Consider the following 14,053-nt stretch of genomic DNA (forward strand, 5'->3'; position numbering starts at 1 on the left):
AGCCACCGACACCCTCTTACTTTGGAGATATTGCGTGAGCTCTCAGCCGCTGAACCGTGTACCGATCCGCCGGGCCCTGATCTCGGTCTATGACAAGACCGGCTTGACGGAACTGGCTCAGGGCCTTTCCGCTGCCGGCGTCAGCATCGTGTCCACCGGTTCCACCGCCAAGCAGATTGCCGCTGCAGGCGTGCCCGTCACGGAGGTCTCCGAGATCACCGGGTTTGCAGAATGCCTGGACGGACGGGTCAAGACACTGCACCCCCGCGTACACGCCGGTATCCTGGCCGACCGCCGCCGCGAGGACCACGTGGCCCAGCTCGCTGAAATGGACATTGAACCCTTCGACCTCGTGGTGGTGAACCTCTACCCGTTCGTTGAGACCGTGAAGTCCGGAGCCAGCCAGGATGAAGTGGTGGAACAGATCGACATCGGCGGACCGTCCATGGTCCGGGCCGCCGCCAAGAATCACCCTTCCGTTGCCGTGGTTGTTGACCCGGCCAAGTACGCCGAGGTTGTCACCGCAGCTGCCGAAGGCGGCTTTGACCTGGACCAGCGCCGCCGCCTGGCCGCCGAGGCCTTCGCCTCCACCGCCGCCTATGACACTGCAGTGGCAGCCTGGACGGCGGACCAGTTTGGTGACGGAACCGAGGAAGGCACCACCTGGCCGGCCTACACCGGCCTGGCTCTGGAACGGTCCGAGGTACTGCGCTACGGCGAAAACCCGCATCAGGAGGCGGCCCTGTATGTGGACAAGAGCGCACAGCCCGGCGTGGCACAGGCGGACCAGCTGCACGGCAAGGCGATGTCCTACAACAACTACGTCGATGCCGACGCCGCCCTGCGCGCTGCCTTCGACTTCAGCGAGCCGGCCGTCGCCGTCGTCAAGCACGCCAACCCGTGCGGCGTGGCAGTGGCATCCCCGGACGCGGCCGATCCGATCGCCGATGCCCATGCCAAGGCGCACGCCTGCGATCCCGTTTCCGCCTTCGGCGGCGTGATCGCGGCCAACCGCACAGTCACCGCAGGCATGGCCAAAACAGTCAAGGACATCTTCACCGAGGTGGTCATTGCTCCGGACTTCGAGCCCGAAGCAGTGGAGATCCTCTCCGCCAAGAAGAACATCCGCCTGCTGACCCTGCCGGACGGCTACGGCCGCAGCGCGGCCGAATTCCGCCAGGTCTCCGGCGGCATGTTGATCCAGAAGTCGGACAAGATGCAGGCAGAAGGGGACCAGCCCGAAAACTGGACGCTGGTTTCCGGACCCGCAGCCGACGAAGCGATGCTCGCTGACCTTGCCTTCGCCTGGACGGCGGTCCGGGCGGCAAAGTCCAACGCCATCCTGCTAGCGCATAACGGCGCATCGGTGGGCGTGGGTATGGGCCAGGTCAACCGGGTGGATTCCTGCCGCCTCGCCGTGGAGCGGGCCAACACCCTGGGTGGACCCGAGGAGCAGCGCGCACGCGGTTCCGTGGCTGCATCCGATGCTTTCTTCCCGTTCGCCGACGGCCTGCAGATCCTCCTCGATGCCGGTGTCCGCGCCGTCGTCCAGCCCGGCGGATCCATCCGTGACAACGAGGTGATCGAAGCGGCGAATGCCGCCGGCGTCACCATGTATTTCACCGGTGCACGGCACTTCTTCCACTAAAACCCTGCGGTCGGCGGCTGGGAGGATGAGGTTCCCAGCGCGCCGGAACTCCGGGACGGTACGCGTCATCAGCGGTCCCGGAGTTTAGGGCGGCCCTAGTGGGCTGTGGCATAGTTGGTCTCAAATACAAGCCTAAAAGACGGGCTCCGCCATGCCACAAGACATGGCCGGCGCCCACCAACACACAAGGAGATCGTGTGGCTGAGAAAATCAAGGTAGTGGGTTCTGTTGTAGAACTCGACGGCGACGAGATGACCCGCATCATCTGGCAGTTCATCAAGGACCGTCTGATCAACCCGTACCTGGACGTAGATCTGAAGTACTACGACCTCTCGATCCAGAACCGCGACGCCACTGATGACCAGGTCACCATTGACGCTGCCAACGCCATCAAGGAACACGGCGTGGGCGTCAAGTGCGCCACCATTACCCCCGACGAGGCACGCGTTGAGGAATTCGGCCTGAAGAAGATGTGGGTTTCCCCGAACGGGACCATCCGCAACATCCTCGGCGGCGTGGTCTTCCGCGAACCGATCATCATCTCCAACATCCCGCGTCTGGTCCCGGGCTGGAACAAGCCGATCATCATTGGCCGCCACGCCCACGGCGACCAGTACAAGGCCACCAACTTCAAGGTTCCCGGTGCCGGCACCCTGACGCTGACCTACACCCCCAAGGACGGCGGGGAAGAAATCAAGACCGAGGTTGTCACCTACGGTGACGACGGCGGCGTCGCCATGGGCATGTACAACTTCAACGACTCGATCCGCGACTTTGCCCGGGCTTCCTTCGCCTACGGCCTGCAGCGGAACTACCCGGTGTACCTCTCCACCAAGAACACCATCCTGAAGGCCTACGACGGCCAGTTCAAGGATCTGTTCCAGGAAGTCTTCGACGCCGAGTTCAAGGACCAGTTCGAAGCAGCCGGCCTCACCTACGAGCACCGTCTGATCGATGACATGGTTGCCTCCGCCATGAAGTGGGAAGGCGGCTACGTCTGGGCCTGCAAGAACTACGACGGCGACGTCCAGTCTGACACCGTGGCACAGGGCTTCGGCTCGCTGGGCCTGATGACGTCCGTGCTGATGACCCCGGACGGCAAGACCGTCGAGGCCGAAGCAGCACACGGCACCGTGACCCGTCACTACCGCCAGCACCAGCAGGGCAAGCCCACCTCCACAAACCCGATCGCTTCGATCTTCGCGTGGACCCGTGGCCTGATGCACCGCGGCAAGCTGGACAACACCCCCGAGGTCATTCGCTTCGCCGAGACCCTTGAAGACGTTGTCATCAAGACGGTCGAGTCCGGCAAGATGACCAAGGACCTCGCGGCCCTGGTGGGCCCGGACCAGGCATACCTGACCACCGAGGAATTCCTCGCTGAGCTCGATGCCAACCTGAAGACCCGCCTGGGCTAGTCTCCAGACGCTTCAGCGCACAACGATGGCGGCGCCCCACCTTTGCTGGTGGGGCGCCGCCGTCGTTTTGAGGGGAGCTGCTAGATCCCGGAACCCTGGTCGCCGGAGGAACCGGACCCCATTGAGCCGGACCCCATTGAGCCGGAGCCCGAGGAACCGGACCCTGAGGACGAGCCGGAGCTGCTCGATGAGGTCACCGATTCGGTAGAAGCGTGACCGCTGATGGTGTCGCCACCCGTGTAGGAGGAGGACACCTCAATCTTGCGCGGTTTGGCGCGTTCACTGACCGGAATGAGAACGCTGAGGACACCGTTCTCGTATTTCGCGGAGATTCCCTCAATGTCGATTCCCTGCCCCAGATTGAGCTGGCGGAGGAAGGTTCCGGACTCACGTTCCCTGGTTAGCCACGTGACGGTATCGGCGGCCTGAATAGTGCGCTCTGCCCTGATGGTCAACAGCTGGCCGTCCACATCCACGTCTACTGAGCCCGGATCGATGCCCGGCAGATCGGCATTCAGAATGTAGTGGTCACCCTCGCGGTACAGATCAATGGGCATCAGCCGCAGCCGCTGCCGGGGATCAAGCAGGGCTCCTGCCATCCGGTCGAGCTCGCGGAATGGATCGAACTTCATGGCCATTATCATCAACTCCTTTTACGCCCACCTGCTGGGCAGGCGAATCATCATTCGGAACTTCTGAAGGGTCGCTAACTTGAGTCTTACCGACTCAAGAATGAAATTAGGCTAGCACTCGCCGGATATGAGTGCCAGAACGCGATCCGAAAAATGACCTCAGGAAGCCAAGATTACTTGCCGCTGGTTTCGCAGCGTTTTAGTCGACCGGCCACTCGTGGACGGGAGCATTCGAGTGCATGTTTTCCCAGTACCTGCGGGTGAGTTCGGCCAGCGCGGGCCTGCGCTCCATGCCCTGGCTCTCCAGACGGCGCAGATACGCGATCTGCCAGGAGGCACCGTTCTGTTCGGTGCGTGCCCGCTCCCGCACAACATCCAGGTACCGGCCGATCAGCTGCTGGTCCACTCCCAGCTCCTGGAGTCCCGCGGCTGCCTGGGGAACCAAATGCCTGATGATCAGTTCGGCAACGGGGGTTTCGCCGATGCCGGGCCAGTACACCGTGGCTTCGAGGCCGTTGCGGGCGCAGGCCTCGAAGTTATCCGCGGCACTCTGGAAGGCGAGCCTGCTCCACAGCGGGCGGTCGGCGGTGCGCAGGTGCTGGACCAGGCCATAGAAGAAGGCTGCGTTGGCAACCACGTCCAGCACCGTGGGACCGGCGGGGAGGACCCGGTTCTCCAGCCGCAGGTTGGGTGTTTGTTCCCCCGGATCGTAGATCGGCCGGTTCCACCGGTACACCGTGCCGTTGTGCAGGCGAAGTTCCGGCAGCAGCGGCGCCCCGGTGGGGGTGGAGCCACCGCTGCTGCGGGAGAGCTCCGGGAGCAGGGCTGGAAAATACCGGACATTCTCTTCGAAGAGGTCAAAGATGGAAGTGATCCACCGTTCCCCGAACCACACACGGGGGCGTACCCCCTGGGTCTTCATCTCCGGCGGGCGGGTGTCGATGGCCTGCTTGAAAAGTTCCACCCGGGTCTCATGCCACAGGATGCGTTCCATGAAGATCGGAGAATTGGCGGCAAGGGCCACCTGGGGAGCGGCAATGATCTGGGCGGCGTTCCATGCCGGCGCAAAGTCTTCGGGGCTCACCTCCAGATGGAGCTGCACGGAAGTGCACGCCGCTTCGGGGGAAATGTTCTTGGCGTAGAAGGACAGCGACTCCACGCCGCGCAGATCCACGTGCACGTCCTCGCCGCGTGCCTGCAGTACAGAGGTGTTCAGGGCGGCATAACGCTTACCTGCGCTGAGCCACTCCTTGTTTTCCAGCAGGCTCGGCCGCAGCGTCGGGAGGATTCCGGCCATGAGGATTTCTGTCTTGACCTCCGCGGCCCGGGTGTCCGCCCGGTTGAGCTGGAACCTGAGGCTGTTTTCGAGATCCCTCAGGCCGGCACCGCCGATAGACAATGCCGGATGGTTCATCTCGATGTTGAAGGCACCGATTTCGGTCTGGAAGGAGGGATCGGCAATCTGCTCCAGAACGGCCGCATTGCGAAGTGCGGGGGAGAAGTCCTGGTTTGTCAGGTTCAGCTCCAGCTCAAGCCCAATACTGGCTGTGTCGGCGAAGGTTGCCGTTGACAGGTACCCGGCAAATCGGTCGAGGTTTTCGATGAGCCGCTGGCGGTACCGCGTCCGCTGCTCGCGGCTGTATGTTTTGCTGTTCACTTCGGCGCCCATCGTTTGAAGATAACCATGGGCACCGAAGGTTGTATAGCGTGGGCCGGGGCGTGAGACGAAATATGGCGTTCCGACGGACGGAGCTACGGGTCCGGGTTAGGACTGCAGCAGGCCCTTGAAGACGTTGGTGGCTCGCTGCATTTCTCCGTGCTGGGCGCCCATCACAATGACAGCTCCCGATAAGACCGGAATGCACCACTGCACCACCTTCAGCTGCCGCTGGGCCGACTGCAGTTCCTTTGAGGTGCCGGGGTGTGGCTCAGTGGCACCAGCCGCGCCTTCCTCGGAATACTTGTCCACCTTCCGCCCCAGCATGCCCGCGTAGAAGGTGAGGAGGGCGCCGGTAACTGTCACTCCGGTCTTGTAGGCAGTCAGTGACCCGACGCCGTCCTGCTTCGCGACCCGGCCTTTGTTTTCCCCAATGATGGCCAGCCCAGCAAGGAAGTGGGCGATGATGGCGACCGCCTGCAGCGGGGCCCATTTCTTCCATCCCAGGCTCGAAAGCCTAGTGCGTTCCGCCGGATCCCTTGCTTCGGCGGCGGCGCCGTTCAGGCCCACCGCGCCCATCAGTGAACCTCCAAACCAGGCGGCTGCACTGAGGTCGTGTACGGACCGGGCAAATAGATTTCCTGCCACGTGAATCTCCTTGTTGTATCCAGCCGGAACGGGCACCACCTCCGGACTGGAACCCGGGGTGATCAAGCCGCCAGCCAAGCACGTGCCGCAGGAGGCTGCAAGGGTATTGGGGGCTCCCAGCAAAGTCCGGCGGGGATCATGATAAGCATACTTACTTTTACTCTTCTAAATTATAGTAAGTATGCTTATGATCGTGATGTTAGTCCGGTTGATTCTCATCGGCAGGATTCTGATTCTTCATCCGTAACGATTTAGGAGAGAGCGACGATGACAGAGAACGAGTGGCCCAGAGACGGAAGCCATGCCGCTACCGCGACGCAGGGCACTTCAGCGGACACCAAAACCGCTGGGGCCGGAGCGGCAAAGGATGAAGCTGCAGGAGTAGCCCAGGATGCGGCCGGCAGCGCGGCCCATGTGGCGGAAACCGCCAAGACCGAAGCCGCCGGCGTCGCCTCCGAGGCAGCAGCCAGTGCCAGGGGTCTATTTGAACAGGCGCGGACTGACCTGACGGATCAGGCAGGCGCCCAGCAGCAGAAAGTTGCCGAGGGACTGCGGTCCGTCGCCGGTGAGCTTCAGTCCATGGCTGATAACTCCGACCAGTCCGGAGTAGCCACTGATTTGGTGCGCCAGGCAGCAGAACGGTCCTCATCAGTTGCCTCCTGGCTGGACAACCGCAATCCGGGATCGCTGGTGGATGAGGTCAAGAGCTTCGCCCGGCAGCGTCCGGTGGCTTTTCTTGCCATAGCCGCCGGTGCCGGGTTCCTTGCCGGCCGGCTGAACAAGAGTTTGAGCGCGGGAGTGCCGGATCAACAGCCTGCCGCCGGAGTACCTTCAGCGGCTGGCACCCGAACCCCGGCGGGCAGCACCACTCAGGAAACGATCTACCCGCCCGAACCGCCCGAGCAGCCCACCTACGCTGCCGGTACGGGGACTGTGAACGCCGGTGGAGTGTCTAACGACCCCTTTGCGGAGCCCACTGTTCCGGCGGGGCGTCCGCCGGCTTCCGATGACCAGCTTCCCGGGACGGGCACGCGGGCCAACGATCCGTTCAGCGGTGGTCGGCACTGATGAGCACCGAAATTCCCGAACCGTCCACCGCAAAGGCCGAAGGTGCCTCTCTGGGTGATCTGTTGGGGCAGGTCACCCAGGATATGTCGACCCTCGTGCGCCAGGAAGTGGAACTGGCGAAGGTTGAACTAAAGCAGTCGGCCACCCGCGCAGGTAAGGGAGCGGGCATGTTTGCGGGCGCTGCCGTGGCCGGCTATTTTTTGCTCCTGTTTCTCTCGATCGCCCTGTGGCAGGCGCTCGGTCACCTGATCGGCCTTGGCTGGTCCGGACTTGTAGTAGCCGTGATTTGGGGCATTATTGCTGCCGTCCTAGCCGTGCGTGGACGCACGGAGATGCGCAAGATCAAAGGAATGCCGCAGACCGCGCAGACGCTGCAGGAAATCCCTGGAACCCTGAAACCGAATGAGGACCCACGATGAGCGACAACCCGGACGCCATACGCGCAGACATAGAAGAGACCCGCCGCAGGCTTGGAAGCAACGTGGACGCCGTCGCTGACAAAGTGACGCCGTCCCACATTGTCCAGCGTCAGACGGACAAGGTGAAGGACGCAGTTTTTGGCGTCAAGGACAAAGTGATGGGAGCAGCAGATCAGATGACTGACAAAGTACAGTCCGGCACCGGTTCCGCGTCCAAGGGCATGACCGGCGCCGGCTCGGCGGTGGGGGACGCCCAGCAGAAGCTCGCCGGTAAGGCACAGGGAAACCCGATGGCCGCAGGCCTGATCGCCTTTGGCGCCGGGCTGCTGGCGGCGTCGCTGATCCCGGCCAGCGAGAAGGAACGAGTTGCAGCGGACAACATCAAGACTGCGGCCGAGCCCCTGACCAACCAGGTCACCGAGGCGGCTAGGGAAGTGGCGCAGGGCCTTAAAGAGCCTGCCCAGGAAGCCATGGAAAATGTCAGGGCAACGGCAGCGGATGCGGCCCAGAACGTCAAGCAGGAGGGTCAGAGCGCTGCCGAGGATGTGAAGGGCAGGGCGGCGGATGCGAAGGATAACGTCCGTAACGCCTGACTTCCGCACACGTCGCCTGACGTCTAAGAACGTGGCAGTCTGAGGGAACACTAAGGCAAAAGCGGTCCTGCATCCTGCAGGGCCGCTTTTGCCTTACCGCGGCTAGCTATCCGGAGCGGGCCGGGGAATCGTTGGCGTACAGCACGCCGATCTGGCGCCTGGCGTCGTCGAACAGCCGCATTGCCGCCAGCGAGTGCTCCCAGCTCATGGTGGGAGATTCCGTCAGGCCGGCCTGGATGCACCGGGTGACTTCGCGCAGTTCGTAGGTATATCCGTTTCCCACTTGGGGAAACCGTTCCACCCGCTGTGCGCCGGGATACGGATGCACGGTCAGCTCCACCGGATTATGCAGCGGTGCCCCGGTCCGCAGCCACCCCCCGGTTCCGGAAATTGTGGCTGTGCGGGTGCCTTCAGAAACCAGGGAGGACACCAGCTGCGCCGAGGCCCCCGATGGATACGCCAGCAGCAGCGCATTCTGGATGTCGACGCCGTCGGCGTTCACTGCCCCAACGGCATCTACCCGGTGGGGAAAACCAAGCGCACCCACCGCAAGCGTCAGGGGAAACACGCTAAGGTCCAACAATGCTCCGCCGCCCGTCTCCGGATCCCAGAGCAGGCTGGCTGGATCCGGCGGGGCACGGAAGCCAAGATCGGCCTGTACCCAGCGGACGTCCCCCAATTCGCCCAGGGCGAGGATCTCCCAGATCCGGTTGATGCAGGGCAGGAACCGCGTCCAGACTGCCTCCATCAGGAACAGGCCGCGCGAGGACGCCAGCGCTATGAGGTCTTCAGCCTCCCTGGCGTTGATGGTCAGGGACTTTTCGCACAGCACATGTTTTCCGCTCACCAGGGCATCCCGGGTGATCCCGTAATGCTGGGCATGCGGAGCCGCAACGTAAACAACGTCCACCTCCGGGTCCTCGATCAGGTGCCGATAGCCCTTGGCCCGATGGTCGTCGAAGTAGGCGCGGGTGAAACCGAACCGCTCCGCAAACTCTGCCGCCGCCGTCTCGCTGCGGGAACTGACCGCGTGCAGCACTGCATCTTCCAGCCGCGCAATGTCCTCAGTGACCTTTGCCGCGGCGTTTCCCGTGGCGACCACACCCCACCGTAGGGTCCTCCCGGTCTTCTGGACTGGGTTCGGTGCCCCCGGGACAGCACATGGCGGGGCGGGAATATACGGGAAATTCATGGTGATCTTCTCCGCCGGCTACCGGCAGGATCACTGCACGAGTTCGGACAGGACGGGGTCATTCGCGTAGGACTGAGCAGCGTTCTCCTTGGTAACGATCACCGGCTCCAGCAGGTAGGCGGGGACGTCCTTGACGCCGTTGTTGGAATCGGTGTTGTTCGTTTCAGGTTGTTCACCGGAACCGAGGGAAGTGACCATGTCAATGGTCTGGCTGACCAGTGCCCGGGTGTCCTTGTTGATGGTGGAGTACTGCTTGCCGTCCATGATCAGTTTGACGGACTCCACCTCCGAGTCCTGGCCCGTGACGGTAGGCAGCGGCTTTCCGGCGGACTCGACCGAGGTCAGGATGGCCCGTGCCAGGGTGTCATTGGGGGAGAGGACCCCGTCCAGGTCCTCCGACGCGTAGTTGGCTGAGAGCAGGGTGTCCATGCGGTTTTGCGCGTTCTCTGCCTTCCATCCCTGGGTGGATGCGTTCTCGAACGCGGTCTGCCCGGACACGACCACCAGGTTTCCGCTGTCGATTTCCGGCTGGAGGATACTCATGGCGCCTTCGAAGAAGACCGGGGCGTTGGCGTCGTCGGGTGAGCCGGCGAAGAGCTCAATGTTGTAGGGTCCCTCGCCCTTCTCGGCCATCCCCGCCAGCAGTGCCTGGCCCTGCAGGGTGCCCACCGTGTAGTTGTCATAGGCCGCGTAGTAGTCGACATTCTCCGTGTTGGTGAGGAGGCGGTCATAGGCGATGACGGTGATGCCGGCGTCCTTGGCTTCCTGCAGCTGCGTGCCAAGCTGGCTGCCGTCCACGGCGCCGATCACCAGGACCTTGGCGCCGTTGGTGATCATGGCGCTGATTTGGTTCTGCTGCTCGGAGGCACCACCGTTGGCGAACTGGACCTGGGGGTCATAGCCGGCTTCGGTGAGCCCGTCATTGAAGAGACCCTCGGCAAGGACCCAGTTCTCCGAGGTTTTCTGCGGCAGGGAAACGCCAATGACGGTTCCGTCTCCAAAACCGGCAGACGTTTCTGATTCAGTGGATTCATCGGAACGGCCGCAGGCGGACAGCGACAGTGCGGTCACGGTTGCAGCGACGGCTAGGGTCTTGGCAAGTTTACGCATCTGGATTCTCTCTCTGGGTTGTGGTGCCGATCGGGTTTAACGGGGAGGGGGAGCTGCCCGCGGAAGACTCAGACATCGGTGCCGATGACAGTTTTGGTTTCCGTGGGCAGGGGGTCGGGCGCGGCCGCGGATGCCGGTTCCTTGGTTTTGGGTCCGCCGCCGAAGTTCCGCATAATCAGCCCGGTCAGGGACGGTTTGCCCTGGGTCTTGTTCCACACATCCAGAGCCACCGCCAGCAGCAGCACCAGGCCCTTGATGATGGAGGTGCGTTCCGTGCCGATGCCGAGCAGCTGCAGCCCGTTGTTCAGCACAGCCATGACCAGGCCGCCAACCACAGAGCCGACGACGGTGCCGACGCCGCCGCTCACGGCAGCGCCGCCGATAAACACGGCGGCAATGGCGTCCAGTTCCCAGCCGGTCCCGTCGGCCGGACCGGAGGCGGTGGCACGGGCAATGAAAATCATGCCGGCCAGCGCCGCCAGGATGGACATGTTCATCATGACCAGGAAGTTGACCTTCTTGCTTTGGACACCGGAAAGCTCCGCAGCATGGCGGTTGCCGCCCACGGCGTAGATATGACGGCCAAAGATGGTCTTGTTGGAAATGAAGGCGTAAAAGATGACCAGCACGCCCAGGATGATCCCGGAGATGGGGAAGGATGTCCCCGGCCGGCCGGTCGCGAAGAGGTAGGTCGCATACAGGATGGCCGCGCACAGCAGGCCCGTCTTAACCACTGAGACCCACGTGGGCGGGTTCTCCGAGCCGCGGCGCGTGTTCCGCCGCCGTTTGCGGATTTCTCCGGTGACGACTGCCGCGCACAGTCCCAGGCCCAGCAGAACCGTGAGGTTGTTAAAACCCGTGTCGGGGCCGACTTCCGGGAGGTAGCCCGAGCCGATCGCCTGGAATTCCGGCGGAACGGGGACCGTGTTGGAGCGGCCCAGCCACTGGTTGGCGCCGCGGAAGATCAGCATGCCCGCCAGCGTGACAATGAAGGCGGGTATTCCGACGTACGCCACCCACATCCCCTGCCAGGCACCTATCAGTGCCCCTACCGCCAGACCAAGCAGGATCCCGCCGTACCAGGGCAGGCCCCAGTCCCGCATGGCCATCGCCACCACGATTCCGGTGAACGCTGCGACGGAGCCAACAGAGAGGTCAATGTGCCCGGCAATAATGACAAAGACCATGCCCACGGCAAGGATGAGGATGTAGGAGTTGCCGTTGAAGAGGTTCATCACGTTGGTGGAGGTGAGCATCTTTCCGCCGGTGGCAATCTGGAACACCGCCACCAGCGCCACCAGCGCCAGGACCATTCCGAACTGGCGGCCGTTTCCGCCGAGGAGCTGCTTCAGGGCTTTCATGCCGTAGGTGCTTTCATGCGGGCTCTCCTTGAGCGGCGGCGCCGGCGGGTTTCCGGCCGGACGAGGTCATCAGCCTCATGAGGTTTTCCTGGGTGGCCTCGGCCCGGGACACCTCACCGGTGATGGCGCCTTCAAAAATGGCGTAGATGCGGTCCGAGAGTCCCAGCAGTTCCGGCAGCTCGGAGGAGATGACGATGATGCCTTTGCCCTGATGGGCCAGCTGCGAGATGATGCCGTAGATCTCATATTTGGCACCAACATCGATGCCCCGCGTGGGCTCGTCCAGAATCAGCAGGTCCGGATCGGTGAACATCCACTTGGACAGCACCACTTTCTGCTGGTTGCCGCCGGAGAGTTTGGAAACCCCCTCATCCACCGACGGTGCCTTGGTGCGCAGGCTCTTGCGGTACTGCTCCGCGAAACGGTATTCGGCGTCGTCGTCCACCACCAACCCGTTGGTGATCTTCTGCAGGTCCGCGGACACCGTGGTGGCCTTGATGTCGTCCAGGAGGTTCAAACCCAGGGATTTGCGGTCCTCGGTCACATAGGCCAGACCGTTCCGGATCGCGGAGGTGACGGATTTCAATGCCACCTCCCGGCCGTCCTTGGTGATGGTGCCGGAAAGAAAGTTGCCGTAGGACCGGCCGAAGACGGACCGGGCGAGCTCGGTGCGGCCGGCACCCATAAGTCCGGCAAAGCCCACAATCTCACCGCGGCGGACGTGGAAATTTGATCCCTTACAGACCAGGCGGTCGGCGATCTGGGGGTGGCCCACCGTCCAGCCGCGGACCTCAAAAAAGGTTTCGCCGATCTCCGGTGTGTGCTCGGGGAACCGGGACTCCAGGGAACGCCCCACCATCCCCTTGATGATCCGGTCTTCGTCCGCCCCGTCGGCAGCCACGTCGATGGTTTCAATCGACTTTCCGTCCCGGATGATGGTGATCGAGTCGGCGATCCGTTCGATTTCATTGAGTTTGTGGGAAATCATGATGCACGCGATGCCCTTGGCGCGCAGCCCGGCGATCAGGTCCAGCAGATGCTGCGAGTCGGTTTCGTTCAGCGCGGCGGTGGGCTCGTCCAGGATCAGCAGCTTGACCCGTTTACTGAGGGCCTTGGCGATTTCCACGAGCTGCTGCTTGCCCACGCCAAGGTCCTTCACGGCAGTGGTGGGATCATCGCTCAGGCCTACCCGCGCCATCAGCTCGATGGCCTCGTTGTTGGCGGCGTCCCAGTTGATGACTCCGAAGCGGCCGGGCTCATTGCCCAGGAAAATATTCTCCGCAATGGAGAGCTCGGGGATCAGCGCGAGCTCCTGGTGGATGATCACAATTCCGGCTGCTTCGCTGGAACGGATGTCCCGGAACCGGACTTCGTGACCCAGGAAGATAATCTCCCCGGTATACGTGCCGTAGGGGTGAACGCCCGAGAGCACCTTCATCAACGTTGATTTGCCGGCACCGTTTTCTCCGCAGATGGCGTGGATTTCGGCTGCGCGGACGGTCAGCGAGACGTCGGCAAGGGCTTTGACACCGGGGAACTCTTTGGTGATGGAGCGCATCTGCAGGATGGTGGGGCTAGCTGACGCTGCTCGCATGGGTGCCTCCCAGAGGGACTTCATTGTCACGAAGCAGTCCGGGATTACCCGCCAAGATCCCATGGGCCGATACGCCAGTAAAACCCCGCCGGAAAGACGTGGTCAACATCGGAACGCATCCGGCGGGCTTAAACCCGCGCATCGGCCCCGGGTTCAGCTATCCAGCAGAGCGTCCCGGTGCGCGGCCGCCGTGGCCAGGTAGTTGGCGGCGTTCTGCCGCACGCCGTCGAACTCCTCATCAGTGAGTTCGCGGCGGACCTTGGCCGGCACGCCCGCCACCAGAGAGCGCGGCGGGATGACTGTTCCTTCCAGGACCACCGCTCCGGCAGCGACGAGTGAACCCGCCCCCACCACGGCACCGTTCATGACGGTGGCGCTCATGCCAATCAGGCAGTCGTCCTCCACGGTGCAGCCGTGGACAACGGCGTTGTGGCCCACGCTGACCCGCTCGCCCACCGTGGTGGGAAAGCCCGGGTCCGCGTGCAGCACCACGTTGTCCTGCAGATTGCTGCCTGCACCCACGCGGATGGAGTTGGAGTCCCCGCGGACACACACGCCGTAAAAGGCGCTGGAGCCCGGACCCATGATGACGTCACCGATAAGTGAAGCCGTGGGCGCGAGGAAAACGGAGGGATCTGACTGCGGAGTCTTGCCCCGGAGCGTAATTACGTATGCCATCCCGCCAGCCTAGCCGGGGCGGCGGCAGGGGAAGC

The 14,053-nt window shown here is 63.1% G+C and carries 12 protein-coding genes and 1 pseudogene; 5 read left to right on the forward strand and 8 right to left on the reverse strand.

What is annotated here, in order from left to right; genetic code table 11:
- The first annotated feature begins 34 nt into the window (after window positions 1-34).
- Together purH and ABIB35_RS02195 are read left to right on the forward strand one after the other, a co-directional pair.
- Window positions 35-1,648: a bifunctional phosphoribosylaminoimidazolecarboxamide formyltransferase/IMP cyclohydrolase gene (purH, locus tag ABIB35_RS02190; protein WP_354178523.1), complete on the forward strand. Its 1,614-nt coding sequence runs from the start codon at window positions 35-37 to the stop codon at window positions 1,646-1,648.
- Between the two features lie 197 nt (window positions 1,649-1,845).
- Complete coding sequence (locus tag ABIB35_RS02195) at window positions 1,846-3,066, forward strand: NADP-dependent isocitrate dehydrogenase (protein ID WP_354178525.1); 1,221 nt, start codon at window positions 1,846-1,848, stop codon at window positions 3,064-3,066.
- 230 nt (window positions 3,067-3,296) lie between these two features.
- Here ABIB35_RS02195 and ABIB35_RS02200 read toward each other — a convergent pair.
- The 3 genes and pseudogenes from ABIB35_RS02200 to ABIB35_RS02210 form a co-directional block, all read right to left on the reverse strand.
- Window positions 3,297-3,704, reverse strand: a pseudogene (locus ABIB35_RS02200) (Hsp20/alpha crystallin family protein); the annotation flags it as partial.
- 193 nt (window positions 3,705-3,897) lie between these two features.
- Window positions 3,898-5,355 (reverse strand): glutamate-cysteine ligase family protein, encoded by a 1,458-nt coding sequence (locus ABIB35_RS02205; RefSeq protein WP_354178528.1) that lies wholly within the window; start codon window positions 5,353-5,355, stop codon window positions 3,898-3,900.
- Window positions 5,356-5,463: 108 nt separating this feature from the next.
- The gene (locus ABIB35_RS02210; RefSeq protein WP_354178530.1) at window positions 5,464-6,003 is read right to left on the reverse strand and encodes a hypothetical protein; all 540 of its coding nucleotides are present in this window, start codon (window positions 6,001-6,003) and stop codon (window positions 5,464-5,466) included.
- Between the two features lie 267 nt (window positions 6,004-6,270).
- Here ABIB35_RS02210 and ABIB35_RS02215 point away from each other — a divergent pair, with 267 nt between their 5' ends.
- Genes ABIB35_RS02215 through ABIB35_RS02225 form a run of 3 tightly spaced genes read left to right on the forward strand, consistent with a single transcriptional unit; the run spans window position 6,271 to window position 8,083 of the window.
- Window positions 6,271-7,071, forward strand: a complete 801-nt coding sequence (locus ABIB35_RS02215) for a hypothetical protein (protein WP_354178532.1) — start codon at window positions 6,271-6,273, stop codon at window positions 7,069-7,071.
- Window positions 7,071-7,490 (forward strand): phage holin family protein, encoded by a 420-nt coding sequence (locus tag ABIB35_RS02220; protein ID WP_354178534.1) that lies wholly within the window; start codon window positions 7,071-7,073, stop codon window positions 7,488-7,490. Before ABIB35_RS02215 ends, ABIB35_RS02220 begins: the two co-directional genes overlap by 1 nt.
- The gene (locus ABIB35_RS02225) at window positions 7,487-8,083 is read left to right on the forward strand and encodes a DUF3618 domain-containing protein (RefSeq protein ID WP_354178536.1); all 597 of its coding nucleotides are present in this window, start codon (window positions 7,487-7,489) and stop codon (window positions 8,081-8,083) included. Before ABIB35_RS02220 ends, ABIB35_RS02225 begins: the two co-directional genes overlap by 4 nt.
- 106 nt (window positions 8,084-8,189) lie before the next feature.
- Here the strand turns inward: ABIB35_RS02225 and ABIB35_RS02230 are convergent, their stop codons facing one another.
- The 5 genes from ABIB35_RS02230 to ABIB35_RS02250 form a co-directional block, all read right to left on the reverse strand.
- The gene (locus ABIB35_RS02230; RefSeq protein ID WP_354178538.1) at window positions 8,190-9,185 is read right to left on the reverse strand and encodes a Gfo/Idh/MocA family protein; all 996 of its coding nucleotides are present in this window, start codon (window positions 9,183-9,185) and stop codon (window positions 8,190-8,192) included.
- A gap of 120 nt (window positions 9,186-9,305) precedes the next feature.
- Window positions 9,306-10,385: a substrate-binding domain-containing protein gene (locus ABIB35_RS02235; protein ID WP_354178539.1), complete on the reverse strand. Its 1,080-nt coding sequence runs from the start codon at window positions 10,383-10,385 to the stop codon at window positions 9,306-9,308.
- A 68-nt stretch (window positions 10,386-10,453) separates the two neighbouring features.
- The gene (gene mmsB / locus ABIB35_RS02240) at window positions 10,454-11,746 is read right to left on the reverse strand and encodes a multiple monosaccharide ABC transporter permease (protein ID WP_354178541.1); all 1,293 of its coding nucleotides are present in this window, start codon (window positions 11,744-11,746) and stop codon (window positions 10,454-10,456) included.
- A gap of 13 nt (window positions 11,747-11,759) precedes the next feature.
- Window positions 11,760-13,403 (reverse strand): multiple monosaccharide ABC transporter ATP-binding protein, encoded by a 1,644-nt coding sequence (mmsA, locus tag ABIB35_RS02245; RefSeq protein ID WP_502915706.1) that lies wholly within the window; start codon window positions 13,401-13,403, stop codon window positions 11,760-11,762.
- Window positions 13,404-13,493: 90 nt separating this feature from the next.
- Window positions 13,494-14,018, reverse strand: a complete 525-nt coding sequence (locus ABIB35_RS02250) for a gamma carbonic anhydrase family protein (protein ID WP_354178544.1) — start codon at window positions 14,016-14,018, stop codon at window positions 13,494-13,496.
- Window positions 14,019-14,053 lie beyond the last annotated feature (35 nt).

Origin of the sequence: Arthrobacter sp. UYP6, from assembly GCF_040547315.1 — a bacterium.
Classification (GTDB): domain Bacteria; phylum Actinomycetota; class Actinomycetes; order Actinomycetales; family Micrococcaceae; genus Arthrobacter_B.

Bases quoted from the DNA above. Each gene is read 5' to 3' on its own strand.
- ABIB35_RS02215 (WP_354178532.1), top strand. From the start codon at position 6,271: ATGACAGAGAACGAGTGGCCCAGAGACGGAAGCCATGCCGCTACCGCG.
- ABIB35_RS02220 (WP_354178534.1), top strand. From the start codon at position 7,071: ATGAGCACCGAAATTCCCGAACCGTCCACCGCAAAGGCCGAAGGTGCC.
- ABIB35_RS02225 (WP_354178536.1), top strand. From the start codon at position 7,487: ATGAGCGACAACCCGGACGCCATACGCGCAGACATAGAAGAGACCCGC.
- ABIB35_RS02235 (WP_354178539.1), bottom strand. From the start codon at position 10,385: ATGCGTAAACTTGCCAAGACCCTAGCCGTCGCTGCAACCGTGACCGCA.
- mmsB (WP_354178541.1), bottom strand. From the start codon at position 11,746: ATGAAAGCCCTGAAGCAGCTCCTCGGCGGAAACGGCCGCCAGTTCGGA.
- mmsA (WP_502915706.1), bottom strand. From the start codon at position 13,403: ATGGGATCTTGGCGGGTAATCCCGGACTGCTTCGTGACAATGAAGTCC.
- ABIB35_RS02250 (WP_354178544.1), bottom strand. From the start codon at position 14,018: ATGGCATACGTAATTACGCTCCGGGGCAAGACTCCGCAGTCAGATCCC.